The sequence below is a fragment of the Cupriavidus pauculus genome (genome assembly GCF_008801835.1).
GTDB classification, from domain to species: domain Bacteria; phylum Pseudomonadota; class Gammaproteobacteria; order Burkholderiales; family Burkholderiaceae; genus Cupriavidus; species Cupriavidus pauculus.
This window is the reverse complement of record NZ_VZOW01000032.1, coordinates 32,863-50,223: the sequence shown is the minus strand read 5'-3', so window position 1 is coordinate 50,223 and position 17,361 is coordinate 32,863. Positions and strand designations below refer to the sequence as shown.

The following is a 17,361-nucleotide window of genomic DNA, read 5'->3' as shown; positions in this document are numbered from 1 at the left end:
TCCTACACGAAAACCTTTTAAGCGAAATTATTTTATGATAGAATCCGCTTGAACGAAATCCGATGACGGAGTTGCCAATGGCCCAGCCGAACCAAGAAACGATCCATGACCTGCTTGTGAGGAATATCCCGCGTGAGCTTGTCATGGGCCTCGAAGAAGCCAAGCTGGTCGGCGCTCAACGTGCCTATGCTGCGGCGCGAGGGATGGATGACGGGCACTTGCCCAGCGTGGTGGGGCAGTTGCGCCACTTCCATATGAACGAGTCCTTCCATCGCGCTCTCGCCGTTGCAGACGCATCTCCCTCACCGCTACGCGGCAATCAGATCGTCACAGGCCGGTCTGGGATCTTCACCTTGGCACGGTTCAACACCAAGTATGGGGTCTGGAACAGCGGGCGGCGTAGCGAAACCCGAAAACAGATGTCCCTGGCGAACGCAGCCATCGAGCCACTGGTTCAACCCGGACTCTTTTCAGGCTACGTGGAGCCATCCCAAGCGGTTGTGTTCGTCGTGGCCTGCTTTGCAGGATCGCTGCACAGCCAGCCGGACACACCCGTCTCCATCGAAATCGCGGTTCCTGATCGCCACATGCAAGGCTGGCTTTTCCGGGAACCCATTGACGCATTCATCAAGCGCTACGACCAGCAGCCGACAGCAGGCCAGGACGATTTGGCTGTGCCGAAGCTGAAGAAGAACATTGGCAAACAACAAGACAAAGACGGAACAGGATCATGAGTAGGGGTGGTGTACAAGGATTTCAGAAAGATCGACTTAGCCAAATTCTTGCGGCCCGTCGTCTGACTCAAGTCCAGCTGGCCTCGATGGTCGACGTGTCTCCGGCGACCGTCAGTAAATGGCGCGCAGGAACGCAAGCGCCCGAGCGTGACGCGCTTGAACGCCTTGCTGGCGTGGTGAACGTCACGCCGGAATGGTTTACGCGTGCGCCCGGGGCGAAGTTGTCGTTGCCGCTTTTTCGCAGCAACGCGTCAGCGCACGTCGCTGCACGCGCCATGCTGGAGGCCCGCCTTGAGTGGGCCCAGGACGTGGCCGCCGCACTGATGGAATACGTCGACTACCCTGATGTCAATTTGCCATCTCGCGATTACACCGAGCCGGAACAGATCACCAACGAGGACATCGAGAAGGCCGCCTGCGAATGCCGGGATCTGTGGCGTCTGGGCCGCTCGGCGATTCAAGACTTGGCACTGGCCGTGGAAGGTGCTGGGGTCATCCTCGTTCGGGAAGAAACCGGCGTTGCCCAGATTGAAGGGCTGTCGGCTTGGAGCGAGGTGCTGGGCCGACCGTTGATCCTCTTGTCCGCCGACAAGGACAATGGTTATCGCAGTCGCTTCGACCTTGCCCACGAAATCGGGCATCTTGTTCTGCATCGTCACATTCAACGCACGACTGACAGCGCACGCCACAAGTTGATGGAGCAACAGGCACACCGCTTCGCAGGCGCTTTTTTGCTGCCCGCCGAAACGTTCGCCAGCGAAGTTCGCGTGCCACCGACTCTGGATGACTTGTTGCTGCTGAAGCGCCGTTGGGGCGTGTCGGCGGCGGCGATCATCATGCGGCTGAAGGCGCTTGAGATGCTGGATGAAGATGGCGCTCTGATGCTTTTCAAGCGTCGCTCTGCTCGGTGGGGTGCGAAATCGGAACCCGGAGACGAGGATCGTCGACCAGAGCAGCCACGTCTGCTTCGTCGCACCATCGATCTGTTGGTCGAAGAGAAGGTCATGCCTTTGGAAGCCATCCCGAGGCACATCGGACTGGCTGCGGGCGACGTGGAAGCACTCGCCGGATTGCCCGAAGGCTACTTCCAGGGCAAAACCAATGTCGTGGAGTTTGCGCGACTGAAAGCAACCCAGAAGCCGGTTGATGACCAACCAGCCCAAGGCAATAAGGTGGTGCCATTCCGGCCCGTCTCCAAGTCCTGATGTGAAAGGAACAGCGATGTCCAAGAACACAAAGCAGACGTCCTCACGAATCGGTCGGCTGGCGTCGGAAACGCTGCAAAGCAGCAGTTCGTCGCAAGTGGCCAAGAGTCTGGCCGCTTCGGCACTGTCTCAGCGCAGTGGCGACAAACAGACCGGCGCCCAGATGGAAGACAAGGCCGCACGCGTTTTGGCCAGCGACCGATACGCCAAAGAGACGAAGGAGCTGGCGGCCTCGGTCCTGTCCCAAGCCAACAAGCAGCGCTGAGGCAGGGAGTCGAGTCCCTCATGTCACAGGATCTGAGCGACTCGCAACTGAAGGATCTCTGGCGTCAGGGAAAAATCCCGGTCATCTTCAAGCGCAATAAGCCACTCCCGGTCCTGGCGCGCATTCCGTTCGCCGAGGGGAACATGGAGTGGCTGCGGGATGGCCGACGCTCGAAGCCCGATTGGTGTGCGCAGTTCAAGGCCTGGGAAATTCCGACTGCGTGGTTTGACAGCGTGATCAAACTTGCGCTGAGACGACACCAAGAGGTCTATGTGATCCAGCTGTACCGGGAGCACCAAAAATGCGCTCCGGCGTGCTGGAATGCGTCGGGCTTTCATTGCGAATGCTCCTGCATGGGGGAGAACCACGGCGGTGGCCATCCAGGCGGCAACTGGTACGAGGTTTCCGAAACCTTCGCCGTGTCCTGGGGCCAGCAGCGCTATTCATGCCGCCATCTGAAGGTCAAGAACCCCGGGCGCTGATCGTGGCAGTGCAAGCTATCGACGGTCGGAAATGCGCGGAGACAGCCAAAGTCCACCCGGACCTCCGCATCGTATATAATCTCGCCTACGGTGTCCTCGCCGATGAGGCAGGGCGGTTTCCTGTAACGGGGAACTACACCACCAGGTTTGAAAGAAAACGGACGCTTCGGCGTCCGTTTTTCATTTGGGGCTTATTTGTAGCGCTGCGCCGTGTTTGCGCCACCGCCGACCCTTCCACATACATCCACGCAGTCCTTGCCGCACTCTTCTCGATTCACACACGCACATTCCCGCACGGTCGCAATGTGCGCGCATCATCCGCCTCGCATCCTGGCTGCGCCCTCGACGCCGTCGACCGAGCAAAAGCGGACCACCCCGATAACGCCCCTATCCGAAAACTGCGCGACGCCTGACTGGCATTTGCTTGCCTGACAAATTACTGCGCGCGCGGCTCAATTCGCTTAATTCTCGGCACAAAACAGTTCAGTGCGGCGGCGCAGCGCTGCCATATTCTGGATCGATCAGCCACTTGGCGCGGGCGTGCACGCGATACGGTATGACCATGCAGAAACTGGCAGTCACGATGTTCCTTTCTGTTTGCGCGATGGCCACGGTTGCGCAATCCGATGGATATCGCGATCGGCGCGTGGAGCGGCGCGCGGCCGATACGGTGATTTGGGGGATGCCCGCGGTGGGCGCCGAACGTCTGCGGCAGGCGGTTCTGCACAGTACATCGGCCAGGGAAAATGAAATCGTCTATTGGTCCAGGCCGGTGAGCTGGAAAAGCCAGATGCTCGCACCCGATCCCGATGCGCTACCGTTCATGGTGTTCTTCAACACCCGCACGGCAGGACCGCTGGTGATCGACATTCCATCGGCGGATGGCGGAACGTTGGCCGGCAGCATCGTCACGACGTGGCAAACGCCGCTCGACGATACCGGCCCACGCGGCGCGGACGGGGGCCGCGGCGGCAGATATCTGATCGTGCCGCCCGACTACGCGGGCACGCCGCCACAGGGATTTATCGTGTTGCGCGCCGACACCTACGGCGGCGTGGCGTCGCTGCAGTCGAAACTGGCCAGCCGCAGCGACGAGGACATCGCCAGGGCCGTGGCATATGGCAAGCGCATCAAGGTGTATCCGCTTTCGCTCGCCCAGTCCCCGCCACCGACGCGATTTACCGATGTCCAGGACGTCCTGCTGGAAGCCACCATTCCCTACGATGCCAGTTTCTTCAAGCTACTCAATGACGTGGTGCAGAAGGAACCATGGATCGAGCGCGATCGCGTGATGATCGACCACCTCAAGGACCTCGGCATTGAAAAAAGCCAGCCCTATCGTCCGGACGCACGGCTGGACAGGATCCTCAGTACGGCTATCGTCGAGGCGCATGCAGAGCTGGCTTCCCGCTATGACGCGGGATTCGATCGCGTCGCGCCGCAGCACCGCTGGTTTTCCGCGGCGATTCCCGAAGTGGTTCGCGCGATGTCGTCGGGCTATGCACGCGCGGACGAATATCCCGTGGACGCGCGCGGCACGATGGCGATGCTCGGCGTGGCCGCCAGCAAGCGCGTCGATGCTGCGCCGCTTTATCTGGTGGCAAACAAGGACAAGGACGGCCGCGACATGCAAGGCAACGCCGTGTACCGTCTGCAAATCCCTGCGCGCGTTCCGGCCAGCCGCGGTTGGTCGGTCACCGCCTATGATCGCGACACGCACGCGCTGATTCGCCAGATGTCGCGCGCCGGCATGGCGTCGACCACGCCCGACTTGGAAACCAACGCGGACGGCGCGGTGGAAATCTACTTTGGCCCGCACGCGCCGCACGGCAAGGAATCGAACTGGGTGCCCACCGATCCGTCACGAAACTTTGAGCTGGTGTTTCGTTTGCACGGCCCCGACTACGCGCGCTTCGGCAAGCAATGGCGCCTGCCCGATGTCGAGAAGCTGGAGTAAGCGATTCGGCGGCGGCACACGCAGGCGCCAGTGCATCGCCTACCCGAACAATTCCTCGGCGACTGTCGGGTGCAAGGGCAGGGTGGTTTTCAGGTGCGACGCCTTGAGACCCAGCCGTAATGCCACCGCAAGCGCCTGCACGATTTCCGGTGCCGCGCCATCCATCAGATGCACACCCAGCACGCGGCCACTGCGCGCATTGAGCACCAGCTTGAACACTGATGGATACGGCACGCCACCAAACCGGTTCTCCAGCGACACAAACCGCTTGATCTCGGTGCGCACGCGATCGGCCTTGCCGTCGGCCGCCTCGATGGCCTGCGCCTCGGTCAGTCCCACCGCGCCGATCGCAGGTTCGCAGAACACCGCCGTCGGCACGACATCGAGATCGGCAATGTCGCCGCGCTTGCCAAACAGCCGGTCCGCCAGCCAGCGTCCCTGCGCAATCGCCACCGGCGTCAGGTGAATGTTGTCGGCCATGCAGTCGCCGATTGCGTAGATCGAACGGACCGAACTGCGAAACTGCCGATCCACCTTGATGCCGCCCTTGTTGTCGCGCTTCACGCCCAGCGCGTCCAGCCCCAGGCCATCGACATTGGGCTTGCGGCCGATGGCGGCCAGCACGGCCTGCGTGCGCACGGTCTGCGTGCGGCCGGGATTGTTTTCCTGCGTATAGCAAACTTCAGTGGCGCCGTTCGATTGCGAAACCATCGTCACTTGCGTGCGGAAATGGATGCGCACGCCCTTGGCAACCAGCACTTCCGCAAGCGACGTCGCTATGTCGTGATCGAACCGCTGCAGCAAGCGGTCCTCGCGCACCAGCAGGTCGACCTTCACGCCGTAGCGCGACAGGATCGACGCCATCTCCACGGCGATATAGCCGCCGCCGATCACCACGAGGGAAGCGGGCAGCGTCTGCCACGTAAAGACATCGTCCGATGAACTGGCGAGTTCACCGCCGGGGATCGGCAATGCCACCGGACTGGCACCGGTAGCGATCAGCGTTTTGCCCGCGCGTATCACTTCATTGCCGACCACGATGTCGCCGCGTTCGTTGAGCTGCGCCGCGCCGTGCCAGATTTCCACGCCGGCCTCATTCAGTCGCTGCTTGTACGACGCATTCAGCCGCGCGACCTCGGCATTCACACGCACGATGGCGTCGCGCCAGTCTTCCTTGCCGCCGGTATGCGACAGGCAGGTGGAAAGGATCGACGCCCATCCCGCGCCGTATGACAGCATTTTCTTCGGCACGCAGCCGCGATTGACGCAGGTGCCGCCGATCGCGTCACGCTCGACCAGGATCACGCGCGCACCGAGCGACGCCGCGCGCCGCGCCGCAGCCACGCCGCCAGATCCGGCGCCGATCACGACGAAATCGGCCTCGCGCGCCTTCGGTCGCGCATCGCGCTTGCGTGGCACGCGTTCCACCACCGGTTCCGCGCTGACTTCGCTGGCGCGACGCCTTGGTTTGGCCGATGCCTGGGGGGCCGCTTGGGTTGATGCCTGACGCTTCGTCATTCATGCCTCCTTGCCTGTCGCGGCACGTTGCCGCATTCCATTTCATCGACCGGCGCCGTCGGAGCGCGTTCCCTATGATGCCGGCAACAGGTCCTGCTGTATGTCGGGCCACTCGCGCAGGAACGCGTCCGCATCGCGGCGGCCCAGGTCATATGCGTGCGTCATCGCCTCGGGCCGGGTGTAGTCCCAGCTCGAAATCGGCACGCGTTGCGATGGCTGCAGGTAAAGACGGCGCTGGCCCGCGGTTTCGATCACGAAGCGGCGCGGGCGCGGATACAGGCGCGTCACCAGCACCAGCACATTGCCGGGCGTGGGATCCAGCGCATCGACGGGCACATTGTCGACCAGCCCGCCGTCGAGCACGGCGCGGCCATCGCGGCGCAGCACCGGCGTAAATGGCGGCGTCGACGCCGACTGCAGCAGCAGGTCGGCGAGATCCTCGGGCGAGCGGCAATGCTGCGCCAATACGAATTCCGGCTGAAAACCGAGCTTGCGTCCCAGACGCGGATGAAGCGTCTTGAGCAGATGCTTGTCGATGTTGTACGCCAGCAGGCCGGCGGCCACAGCCAGGCGCGGGCCGCTCCAGCGCGGGATATGCGCGATGCCGATGCGGATTTCCGGCGCCTGCTGCAGCTTCTGCAGACGGTTGTCACCAAACAGCGAAAGCAGCGCGTTGCGATAGATCCCGTAGTGCGGAAACACGCGCTCGCCGCGCAGCAGATTGCCCCAGTACGCATTGCGGGAATTGTCCGCCAGCACGTTGCGGTAGTACGCCATGGTCTGGTGCGAATCGTGCGCGTACACCATGCAGGCCGTGGCCGCGCCGGCGGAAATTCCCGCAATCACGCGCGGCCGCAGTTGCAGCGCGGGGGCCACCGTATCCCACCATCCGGCCTGCCACCAGCAGCGGTTGCCGCCGCCGGCAAACACCACCTGGTCGAACGCTTGCGAAGACGAAGACGTGAACGAAGGCGAGGACGAGGACGCGGACATCGACATTGCGGATTCAGAGCAGCGCGTAGGTGGTGGTGGCCTGCACCGCGAGCTTGCCGTCGCCGCCGGTCAGCTCGATCTCGCCGAACACCACCGTCTTGCCCAGGCGCAGCACATTGGCGCGCACCAGCACATCGCCGTCGATCACGGGCCGCATGAAGTGGGTGGTCAGGCTGACGGTGGTCATGGGCCGGAATTCGCCGAGCGCGGCGGAGATCGCCACGATCATCGCGGTGTCGGCCGCGGACATCAGCACCTGACCGCACACCACGCCGCCAGCATGGCGCAACGCCGGCTGAAACGGCAGGCGCAGCGTCACGCCGCCCGCGTCGACCGCTTCGCCGCGCAGGCCAAGCTGACGCACCCACGGCGCCAGCACACGGTCGAGCGTGGCGTCGATATCGGCAAGCGTGAAGGTGGAAGCAGGCACGGTCCGGTCTCCTCGGGTCGCGCTGGCGCGCAGGATATTGTTTGCGCCAATGATACAGGGGGCCGAAGCCCCCCGCCGATTCCTGCACGATACGACCGAATGCGGCCCGCTGCGCGCCTATGCGGCGTTGTCAGCCTGCGCGCGCGCGTCCGCGCGGCCCGCATGCCAGCGCAATACGCGCGGCACCACCACCACGGCCACCGTCATCGCCAGGATGGTCGCCGAGATCGGCTGCTTGATGAACAGGCTCCAATCGCCCTGTCCGATCGACAGCGCGTTGCGCAACTGCTTTTCCGCCATCGGACCGAGAATCAGGCCGACGATCACCGGCGCGGTGGGGAAATCGAAGCGACGCATCACCATCCCCAGCAGACCAATCACAAACAGCAGCAGCAGGTCGAACCACGACTGGCGAATGCCGTAAGCGCCCAGGCCCGCGAAGATCAGGATGCCGCCGTACAGCAGCGGCGTCGGCACGCGCAGCATGCGCACCCACAGTCCGATTGCGGGCAGGTTCAACACCAGCAGCATCACGTTGCCGATGTACAGCGACGCCAACAGGCCCCACACCAGATCGCCCGAGGTCTGGAACAGCATCGGGCCGGGCTGCAGGTTGTAGTTCTGGAATGCCGCCAGCAGGATCGCCGTGGTGTTCGAGGTGGGAATGCCCAGCGTCAGCAGCGGCGCCAGCGTCGCTGTCACCGCGGCGTTGTTGGCCGCTTCCGGACCTGCCACGCCCTCGATCGCGCCGACCTTGCCGAATTCTTCCTTGTGGTTCGACAGCTTCTTCTCAGTGGCGTACGACAGAAAGGTGGGGATCTCCGCACCGCCGGCAGGAATCAGACCAAACGGGAAGCCGATCACCGTGCCGCGGATCCATGCCGGAACAGAACGCTTCCAGTCGGACTTGGTCATGTGCACCGAGCTGAGCTTGTTGAACGTGCCGTCCGGCTGCGGGAAGAACGCGTTGAACAGCGCCTCGCCCACCGCAAACAGGCCCACCGCCACCACCACGATATCGACGCCGTCGTAGAGCTCCTGCACGTTCATCGAATAGCGCGTCTGGCCGGACAGCGAATCCATGCCGATCAGACCGATGCCGAGGCCCAGGAACAGGCTGGTCATGCCGCGCAGCAGCGACGAACCGAGCACGGCCGATACGGTCGTGAAGGCCAGCAGCATGATCATGAAATACTCGCCCGGGCCGAACTGCAGCGCCACATCGGCCGCCACCGGCGCGAACATCGACAGCAGCACGGTGCCGATCGTGCCGGCCACGAACGATCCGATCGCCGCCGTGGCCAGGGCCGGACCCGCACGCCCGTTCTTGGCCATCAGGTTGCCTTCCATGGCCGTCACCATGGTCGACGACTCGCCCGGCGTGTTCATCAGGATCGAGGTGGTCGAACCGCCGTACATCGCGCCGTAGTAGATGCCGGCAAACATGATCAGCGCGGCGGTCGGCTCCACCTTCGCGGTCAGCGGCAGCAGCATCGCCACCGTCAGCGCCGGGCCGATACCGGGCAGCACGCCGATAGCCGTGCCGAGAAAGCAGCCCACCAGGGCCCACATCAGGTTGAGCGGCGTGATCGCTACGGCAAAGCCGTGCATCAACTGGTTCAGAGTGTCCATGGAATATTCCTCCCGTTGGCGTTTGGGTGCGGGCTCAGAAGCCCGCTACCGGCAGCAGCGGCAGGTTGATGCCGAGCAGGAAATCGAACAGCGCCCACATCGGCACCGTCAGCAACAGGCCGATCGCCGCGTCGCGCACGATGCGCCGGCTGCCATAGCCGCGCGCCACGCAGACCATCATAAGCGTCGACGACAACACGAAGCCAAGCGTGCCGATCAGCGCCATGTTGGCCACCAGCCCAGCGGCCACCCACAGAAAACCCTTGAAGTTGTGCGGCGCCGATGGCAGCTCGGCATCTTCCTCAGGCATGTTGCGAAAGCCCCCGCGCACGCCCTGCCAGGTCAGCAGCGCGCCGCAGACCGCCAGCCCGATGGCCACCAGCGTGGGGACAAAGCGCGGCGACAGGCCGGCGTAGCCTTCATCGCCCGAAATGCCCGGCAGGCCGGCGAAGAAGAACACGGACAGCGCCAGAATGGCGATGCCGATACAGACGTGGGACGGTTTCATGATGGGGCTCTCGGATGGTGCTGCCACCCGCGCGGTCACAGGGCCCGGTGACGATATGGTTTTGGTTTTCGGTGTGACGCAGGCGATGGCGACACCGGGGCCCCGTGCCGTTGGCCGGCCTTGCGCCGATCACACGATCGGCAGCCGGGCGGGACGACAGGTTGATACAAAGTTCCGCGACTTGCTGACTGCTCGGGCAGCGCTTGGGGCAAGAACCGATGCGAGCGTGCCCGGTTCCGCGCGCAGCGTTACTTGGCGACGCCCAGTTCGCGCAGCGTGCTGCCCAGGCGGGCCGACTCGGCGTCCACAAACTTGCCGAACTCGTCGCCGGTCAGCAGGAAGGGCGTCCAGTCGTTCTTCGTCAGCGCGTCCTTCCAGACGGCGTTCTCGGTGCCCTTGACCACGGCGTCGATCAGCGCCTTGCGTTGTTCGGCCGAGATGCCGGGCGCGCCATACACGCCGCGCCAGTTATAGATCTCGACGTTGACGCCCTGCTCCTTGAGCGTCGGGATATCGGCGGTGCGATCCTTCGACGTGACAGCCAGCGCGCGCATCTTGCCGGTCTTGATGAACGGCAGGAATTCCGACACGCCCGCGATACCGACGGTCACGTGGCCGCCAAGAATCGACGCCGACGCTTCGCCGCCGCCCTGGAACGGCACGTAGTTGATCTTCTTCGGATCCACGCCGACATCCTTGGCGATCAGGCCAGCCAGGATGTGGTCGATCGATCCTTTCGAGCCGCCGCCCCAGCTCACGCTGCCCGGATTGGCCTTCAGTTGCGTGGTCAGGTCCTTGAGCGACTTGATGGGCGAGCTGGCCGGCACCGTGATGACCATGGTGTCGGCAAACAGACGCGCGACCGGCGTGGCGTTCTTCAGCGTCACCGGCGGATGATTGGTTTCGATCGCGCCGACCATCACCGCGCCCGTCACGATCAGTGCATTGGGATTGCCCTTGTCGCTGTTGACGAACTGCGTCAGGCCGATGGTGCCGCCGGCGCCGCCCTTGTTGTCATAGGACGCGCTCTTGGCCGTGCCGGCCGCCACCATGGCCGCGCCGATCGAACGGCCGGTCTGGTCGAAGCCGCCGCCGGGATTGGCGCCGATCATCACTTTGAGGTTGTCGACCGCATAGGCCGGAGCAGCCGCCACGGCGGCGGCAACCGTCGCGCTGGCGACGAAGGCGTGGGTGAAGCGGGCAAGCATGCGAGGCATTGCGGTCTCCTGTCTTATTGGAATGTTGGAACGTCTACCGTGCTGTCTGCCGCGATATCCGCCATAGCAGAGACAGCAACAGCCATGGCCCGGATTCTAGAAGCGCGAAACTGTCAAAACCCTGTCAAAACGTCTGCAATCCGATCGGGGTTTACGTGATGTTGTCTGCTTTGTCTGTAGCGTGCGGGGCGGCGCGCTTGTCGTTTTTTGGCATCGGCACGATGCCAAAACAGCGGCCAAATCAGATCTGAGAATCTTTGACTTGGCGGCTGTCGGACATCTCACTACGATTCATCTCAGTTGTCTGCCAGACAGACAGCGCAGCATGCTGGAAAAAAAACATCAGATGGACTTTCGCGCCACGACGTGAAGGCCGTTGCGGGTTGCTTCGGGTGTGTCGGTTTCGGGTGTTTCAAAGAAGGGTGTCTAAGGGGTCAAACAACATGGATACAACGATCAAGCCGTCGCACGGCTGGCCGCCGGAGCTCGACGCCGGGGCGGACCGTGGCCTGTGGAAGAGCACCGTGGCCGCTGCCAACCAGGCGCTGGAAGCGGCCAAGGGCATGCAGGCGGCGGTGGGGCAGACGCTCAAGCTGCAGCACAAGATCATGGCGCTGCGTGACGAACTGCATCGCGCCGAGGCCGAGCGCGATCTCTATCGGGATCTGCATGCGCGCACCGTCGACGAACTCCAGCACACGCTCGATCTGAGCCCCGCCGAATGGCAGCGGCTGCGCGCGGACAACGAAACGCTGCAGATCCGCCATCGCGCATACAAGCTCCTGGTGCAACACTACGCGCGCATCGGCATGCCGATCGAACCTGCCGTCTTTGCCGAGCAGCGCAGCCGTGTGCAGCAGCACATCCTGTTCCAGCGGCGCAAGGGCATTCCAGTGTCGGTCATCACCGCCGACGACATCGCGTTTCTGTTGCGCTGAACACGAGCGAGGGAGTCGCCATGCAATGCTTCATTGCTGGACCTGCGCATCCGTTGCACTGCCGGCCCGCGCATCCGTTGCGCGCACCTGGTTGCGCCCCGCTGCCTTGGCGGCATAGAGCCGGCGATCTGCCGTTGCCAGCATCGCATCGAACGACTGGCATCCGTCGATCCCGGCTTCCGCGACGCCAATGGACACGGTGAAGTGAATGCGTTCGCCGTCCGCGCCGGACGGCAGCGCATCGGGCGCCGGTTCCACGCTCAGCAGTTGCACTGCCGCGCGCAACCGTTCGGCCGTGGCGGCCACTTCGGCCAGCGTGGCACCGGGCAGCAGCACCGCGAATTCCTCGCCGCCCAGCCGTGCCGGTAGATCGACGGCGCGCAGGTTGTCGCGCAATGCGTCGGCCAGCGCGCGCAGCACCAGATCGCCGCTGGCGTGGCCCCATTTGTCGTTGACGCGCTTGAAGAAATCGATATCGAGCATCAGCATCGCAAGCGGCTTGCTGTCGCGCATGCGCCGCGCAGATTCCTTGCGGAACTGCTCGCTGAAGTGGCGGCGATTGGCCAGCTGTGTCAGCGGATCGGTCTCAGCCATTTGCCGCAGTTTTTCGCCGGCGGCCACGTAGTGGTCGAACAGCTGCGTCACCACGCGCAGGCTGACAAACATCAGCAGCGGCAATGCCAGCCAGATCGCCAGCAATGGCAGGCTGATGCGCCGGAACACGGCGCGATAGAGATCGACATCGGACAGCGTCTCGAGCAGCAGCCAGTTGCCGCGTTGCCCGACGCTCTCGAAGAACAGGTACTGGCCGTCGGCGTGGCGCATGCCGGCGCGCGCTTCGAACAAATCCTGCGGGCGCACCTTGCGCCAGGCCTCGCCAACATCGTCGGGCCAGCGCATGATCACGCCCCGGCGCGGGTTCGACGACGCAACGATGTCGCCTTCGCGATCCATCAGAAAACGTTGGGAAGCGCCCTGTTCCGGCGTGCCGATCAGCGCGCCAATGCGCTGCAGATCGACATCGACCGACACCACGCCGCGAAAGCGATCGTGCACGTAGATCGGGATGCTCAGCGCGGTGCTCAGCCCCGTGCTTTCGAACGGCGCATAGGCCGGCGACAAACGGATCTCGCGCCCGGCATCTTGCCCCGGCAGCGCGTCGCGGTAATAGGCAATGCCGCTGAAGCGGCGGATCAGGTCGCGGGCACGGTCCACTGGAAACGCCGGATAGGTCACGTAGAGGCCGTTGCTCGACACGAAGACGACGGCGCCCTCGGCATCGCGGGCGTTATCGGACCGTAGTTCGCGGCTCAGCCCCAGCACATGGCTGAGTTGCCGCGCGGCGTACAGATCGGCGCGCAGATCCTCGTCGCGCCGCGCGAAACCGTCGAGCCCCTTGAGCGCCTCGGCCGACACGCCAATCACGGGCGAATCGCCAAGCGGCACCGCCATCTGCCATTCGGCTTCATTGCGCGCGCCGAACGCCTGCTCGATCGCCGCATCGGCGGCCCCGGCTTCGCCGTTCTGGTAGATGGTGATCAGTTGCTGAGCGTAGTCGCGCACGAACGACAGCTTGAAGCGCTCGGCGGCGAACAGGGCTTCGAGACCCATCGCCCGCAGCGTCAGTTCGTGCTGGCGCGCAGAGACGACGCGCTCGCGCAGCGTGTACAGATCGCGCAGTCCGACGACGATCAGCAGCAGCATCACGGCGCTGAAGCCCACCACCACCACGCGCTGTGGATGCATCAGCGCAGCGCGTGGCAGCCAGCGCGATCGCGGCAGCATGTTGCGCCATGGCATTGAACGTCTCCCGGCGAGGTCCGCTTCATGAAGCTTGCAACGACGAACCGGATTGAGATCCGCTGCGGCGCGACGCCCGCAGCCTGCAACATCGATGCGGCCCTGGCAGCAGCGTGGCGCGCCGGGTCAGTGTAGTGCAGCCGCGCACGGCATGCCATCATGCACGTTGCCAACCGATATCGAGGAGACGCAACCCATGCCGCAGCATATTGGAATCGTGGCCTGCTCCGCCGAGGGCGCCGCGCTTTGCTACCGCACGATCTGCATGGAGGGCGCGGCGTGGCTCGGCGCGCATGGGCATCCCGAAATCTCGATGCATACGCCGTCGCTGGCCGCGTATGTGGAATGCCTCGACCGGGGCGACCTGGACGGCGTGGCGGCGCTGATGCTTGGCTCGGCGCTCAAGCTGGCGGCGGCCGGCGCCGATTTCCTCATCTGTCCCGACAACACGATTCATGCCGCGATGGACCGCGTGGCGCCGCGGTCGCCGCTGCCATGGCTACACATCGCCGACGTGGTGGCCGATGCGGCGCTGGCGCGCGGCTTCCGGTGCCTGGGCATCACCGGTACGCGCTGGCTGGTGGACAGCGACGTGTATCCGGCAAAACTCGATGCGCGAGGGCTTCGGCACGTGCGTCCGCCGGTGGCAGATCGCGTGGCCATCGACCGCGTCATCATGGACGAACTGGTCCCGGGGGTTTCGACTCCGCAGGGCGTCGCCATTTTCCAGCGTGTGATCGGCGACCTGCGCGACGCCGGATGCGATGCGGTAGTGCTCGGCTGCACCGAGATCCCGCTGATCATCGGCGACGGCAATTCGCCGCTGCCGACGCTCGATTCCACGCGGCTGCTGGCGCGCGCGGCGTTGCGTCGGGCGATCGACGGCGCGCCCGCTTGATCGCCCCGGGCGCGCGTTGATACGTCGGACGTTGGTGGGCCGCCGCGCTCAGGCGCGTTCGGTGCGGAAGTAGATCAGCGCGATGGCAGGCAAGGCAAACCCGATCCAGCTCGCCAGCGGCCAGCCCGAACGCGCGAACGCCCACGCGCCGACCGACGACCCAATCGCGCCGCCCACGAAGAAGATCGCCATATACAGGCCGTTCAGACGGCTGCGGTGTTCGGCCGACAGCGAGAAGATGGCGCGCTGCCCGATTACGAGATTGGTGGACACCGCAAAGTCCAGCACGATTGCCGCCACGGTCAGCGACAACAAAGACAGCGGCGACCCTTCCGCACCGATGCGGCTTGCCAGGAACGATGCCGCGCCCAGCGACAACGCCAGCGCCGTCATCTGCCGGCCATGTCCGCGATCCGCATAACGGCCCGCCATCGGCGCGGCCACGGCACCGGCCACGCCGACCAGCGCGAAGATCGCGATACCGGTCTGGGACATATGAAATGCGGGCCCGGCGAGATACAGCGGCGCAGTGGTCCAGAACAGGCTGAAGACGCCAAACAGGCTGGCCTGATACAAGGCACGCCGACGCAGCACCGGCTGGGTGCGCAACAGGTGAACCATCGAGGCCAGCATCTGACCATAGTTGACGCCGGGCGCGGGCTGGCGCTGCGGCAGCTTGCGCGCCAGCACGATGGCAAGCAGCACCATGGCCACGGCCGACGCGGCGAAGATGGCATGCCAGCCGAACAGGTCGGACACCAGGCTCGACACCGGACGCGCCAGCATGATCCCCATCAGCAGCCCGGCGGTGACATTGCCGACGGCGCGTCCGCGCATGTGCTCAGGCGCCAGATGCGCCGCGAACGGCACGAGCACCTGCACCGCCACCGAACACAAGCCGATGGCGCAACCGGCCACCAGGAAGACGCCGGCATGCGTGGCCAGCGCGGCGGCCAGCAGCGACAAGGCGCAGCCGCCGATCAGCGTCAGCACCAGCTTGCGGTTTTCCACGATGTCGCCGAGCGGCACCAGCAGCAGCAGGCCGGCGCAATAGCCGATCTGGATCAGCGTCACGATCAGCCCCGCCACTTCCGGCGACAGCTGCAGCGCCCGCGCGATCGGCCCCACCAACGGCTGCGCGTAGTAGAGGTTGGCAACGATCATGCCGCAGGCCACGGCCAGCAGGGGCGTGATCCAGGCGGCTGGCGCGGTGGCGCGCTGGGCGGTGGCGGAAGTGGTCATGGGCGGGGCAATTTTGTGGGGCGGCGGTTGGGGCGCATGGCGCGTGCGCGGGGTCCGGGCGGCGTTGGCGGCGAACTGCCGCCGGAGGGAGACGCCCGGCACGACTTGGCGTCCCGACACCCGGACGCCACCGGAAGCCGCCGATTCTACCGGGACATAGATAGGCTTGTATGACGTGGGGACTCTGCGACGGCCGGGGCCGGCCGGCAAGACGCGGCCCGGCATACGCGGCCAAGGGCGCGTTTCCCGCGGCAGTGGCCGCCGCGCGGTCATCGCCGCTCAGTCGTCATCGAAATGAAACGCTTCCTGCACCGGTGCCGGATCGTCGCCCTGTTCTCCGGCCGGCAGCAGGGCGCTGACGCGCACGCCCAGCAGCCGGATACGGCGTTCCAGCGAAATCCGCTTCAGGCATTCGGTGGCGCCGCGGCGGATCATCGCGCCATCGGAAGTATGGGCGGTCAACGTCAGGTCGCGCGTCACCGTGTGAAAGTCGTCGAAACGCAGCTTGATGCCCACGGTGCGTCCAACGTAACCCTTGCGCCGCAGATCGTCGGCCACGCGCATGCAAAGCTGGGTGAACTGTTCCGACAACAGCGGACGATCGGCGCGCGGATGCAGGTCGCGCTCGAAGGTGGTCTCGCGGCTCATCGACTTCGGTTCCGACGCCACCACTACCTGCCGCTCGTCGCGGCCGTGAGCCACTTCGACCAACCACGCCGCGTAGTTGCGACCAAAGTGTGTCTGCAGCAGCGCGAGGTCCGCTTCGGCGAGGTCACCCACGGTCTCGATGCCGATCGCCGAGAGCTTTTCGGCCGCCTTGGGGCCGATGCCGTTGACCTTGCGCGCGGGCAGCGGCCAGACGCGGACCGGGATGTCGGCGGGCGTGAGGATCGTCAGGCCGTCTGGCTTGTCCAGTTCGGAGCCGATCTTGGCCAGCAGCTTGTTAGGCGCGACACAGATCGAGCAGGTCAGCCCGGTGGCTTCGTGCACGGCCGCCTTGATGTTGGCCGCCACCTCGCGCATCTCACCCGGAACATTCGTGAGATCGATATAAATCTCATCGATACCGCGATCTTCTATTTGTGTCGTGAATGTTCGGACTGCCGCCTTGAACAAGCCCGAGTAGCGCCGGTAAGCATCGAAATCGGTCGGCAGCAGAATGGCATCGGGCGCCAGCTTGGCGGCCTTCATCATGCCCATGGCAGAAAACACGCCGAGCGCGCGGGCCTCGTAGGTCGAAGTCGTCACTACGCCGCGCCCCACATAGTTGCGCAGGCGCGCGTAACGGCGCGAGCCGTCGGGCAACACCTCGGGTACCGCATTGCGCCCACCGCCGATCACCACCGCCTGCCCGCGCAGATCCGGATAGCGCAACAGTTCCACGGACGCATAGAAGGCGTCCATGTCGAGGTGGGCAATACGCCTGGCGGGAACAGACATGAGGGAAAGGGCGCGCGAATACTGTATAAACGTACAGTATAGTGCGACCACAGCTGTTTTCGGAATGGTAGCCGCGATCAGATCCGCACAACTATGTGACAG

Annotated in this window: 16 protein-coding genes; 7 read left to right on the top strand and 9 right to left on the bottom strand. The window is 64.5% G+C overall.

Annotated elements, in window-relative coordinates; translation table 11 throughout:
* Positions 1-77: 77 nt before the first annotated feature.
* The 5 genes from F7R19_RS23790 to F7R19_RS23770 all read left to right on the top strand — a co-directional run bounded on the left by F7R19_RS23790 (position 78) and on the right by F7R19_RS23770 (position 4,643).
* Positions 78-734 (top strand): hypothetical protein, encoded by a 657-nt coding sequence (locus F7R19_RS23790; protein WP_046432185.1) that lies wholly within the window; start codon positions 78-80, stop codon positions 732-734.
* The gene (locus tag F7R19_RS23785) at positions 731-1,939 is read left to right on the top strand and encodes an XRE family transcriptional regulator (RefSeq protein ID WP_150982219.1); all 1,209 of its coding nucleotides are present in this window, start codon (positions 731-733) and stop codon (positions 1,937-1,939) included. Before F7R19_RS23790 ends, F7R19_RS23785 begins: the two co-directional genes overlap by 4 nt.
* Positions 1,940-1,955: 16 nt before the next feature.
* The gene (locus F7R19_RS23780; protein WP_020200504.1) at positions 1,956-2,204 is read left to right on the top strand and encodes a hypothetical protein; all 249 of its coding nucleotides are present in this window, start codon (positions 1,956-1,958) and stop codon (positions 2,202-2,204) included.
* A 20-nt stretch (positions 2,205-2,224) separates the two neighbouring features.
* Positions 2,225-2,686 (top strand): hypothetical protein, encoded by a 462-nt coding sequence (locus F7R19_RS23775; RefSeq protein WP_150982218.1) that lies wholly within the window; start codon positions 2,225-2,227, stop codon positions 2,684-2,686.
* A 556-nt stretch (positions 2,687-3,242) separates the two neighbouring features.
* The gene (locus F7R19_RS23770) at positions 3,243-4,643 is read left to right on the top strand and encodes a DUF1214 domain-containing protein (RefSeq protein WP_211922785.1); all 1,401 of its coding nucleotides are present in this window, start codon (positions 3,243-3,245) and stop codon (positions 4,641-4,643) included.
* A gap of 39 nt (positions 4,644-4,682) precedes the next feature.
* Here the strand turns inward: F7R19_RS23770 and F7R19_RS23765 are convergent, their stop codons facing one another.
* From F7R19_RS23765 to F7R19_RS23740, 6 genes are all read right to left on the bottom strand, one after another.
* Positions 4,683-6,161: a dihydrolipoyl dehydrogenase family protein gene (locus F7R19_RS23765; protein ID WP_150982217.1), complete on the bottom strand. Its 1,479-nt coding sequence runs from the start codon at positions 6,159-6,161 to the stop codon at positions 4,683-4,685.
* A 72-nt stretch (positions 6,162-6,233) separates the two neighbouring features.
* Positions 6,234-7,154 carry a patatin-like phospholipase family protein gene (locus tag F7R19_RS23760; protein ID WP_150982216.1) on the bottom strand — a complete coding sequence of 307 codons (921 nt, stop codon included), beginning with the start codon at positions 7,152-7,154 and terminating at the stop codon, positions 6,234-6,236.
* A gap of 13 nt (positions 7,155-7,167) precedes the next feature.
* Positions 7,168-7,584 (bottom strand): PaaI family thioesterase, encoded by a 417-nt coding sequence (locus F7R19_RS23755; RefSeq protein ID WP_061958567.1) that lies wholly within the window; start codon positions 7,582-7,584, stop codon positions 7,168-7,170.
* 117 nt (positions 7,585-7,701) lie between these two features.
* Positions 7,702-9,216: a tripartite tricarboxylate transporter permease gene (locus F7R19_RS23750; RefSeq protein WP_061958568.1), complete on the bottom strand. Its 1,515-nt coding sequence runs from the start codon at positions 9,214-9,216 to the stop codon at positions 7,702-7,704.
* 34 nt (positions 9,217-9,250) lie between these two features.
* The gene (locus F7R19_RS23745; RefSeq protein ID WP_061958569.1) at positions 9,251-9,724 is read right to left on the bottom strand and encodes a tripartite tricarboxylate transporter TctB family protein; all 474 of its coding nucleotides are present in this window, start codon (positions 9,722-9,724) and stop codon (positions 9,251-9,253) included.
* A 248-nt stretch (positions 9,725-9,972) separates the two neighbouring features.
* Positions 9,973-10,941, bottom strand: coding sequence for a Bug family tripartite tricarboxylate transporter substrate binding protein (locus tag F7R19_RS23740; protein WP_061958570.1), 969 nt, complete (start codon positions 10,939-10,941; stop codon positions 9,973-9,975).
* 443 nt (positions 10,942-11,384) lie between these two features.
* On the opposite strand from F7R19_RS23740, the gene F7R19_RS23735 reads away from it, so the two are divergent.
* A complete protein-coding gene (locus F7R19_RS23735) occupies positions 11,385-11,879 on the top strand; it encodes a hypothetical protein (RefSeq protein WP_061958571.1) in 495 nt (164 codons plus the stop codon).
* A gap of 30 nt (positions 11,880-11,909) precedes the next feature.
* Here the strand turns inward: F7R19_RS23735 and F7R19_RS23730 are convergent, their stop codons facing one another.
* Complete coding sequence (locus F7R19_RS23730; RefSeq protein WP_150982215.1) at positions 11,910-13,679, bottom strand: diguanylate cyclase; 1,770 nt, start codon at positions 13,677-13,679, stop codon at positions 11,910-11,912.
* Between the two features lie 196 nt (positions 13,680-13,875).
* Here F7R19_RS23730 and F7R19_RS23725 point away from each other — a divergent pair, with 196 nt between their 5' ends.
* Positions 13,876-14,577 carry an aspartate/glutamate racemase family protein gene (locus F7R19_RS23725; RefSeq protein WP_150982214.1) on the top strand — a complete coding sequence of 234 codons (702 nt, stop codon included), beginning with the start codon at positions 13,876-13,878 and terminating at the stop codon, positions 14,575-14,577.
* A 48-nt stretch (positions 14,578-14,625) separates the two neighbouring features.
* Here the strand turns inward: F7R19_RS23725 and F7R19_RS23720 are convergent, their stop codons facing one another.
* Entirely contained in the window at positions 14,626-15,819 is a 1,194-nt protein-coding gene (locus F7R19_RS23720; protein ID WP_150982213.1) for an MFS transporter, read from the bottom strand.
* Between the two features lie 279 nt (positions 15,820-16,098).
* On the bottom strand, positions 16,099-17,259 hold the full coding sequence (gene dinB, locus F7R19_RS23715) for a DNA polymerase IV (protein ID WP_150982212.1): 1,161 nt from the start codon (positions 17,257-17,259) through the stop codon (positions 16,099-16,101).
* Positions 17,260-17,361: the final 102 nt, after the last annotated feature.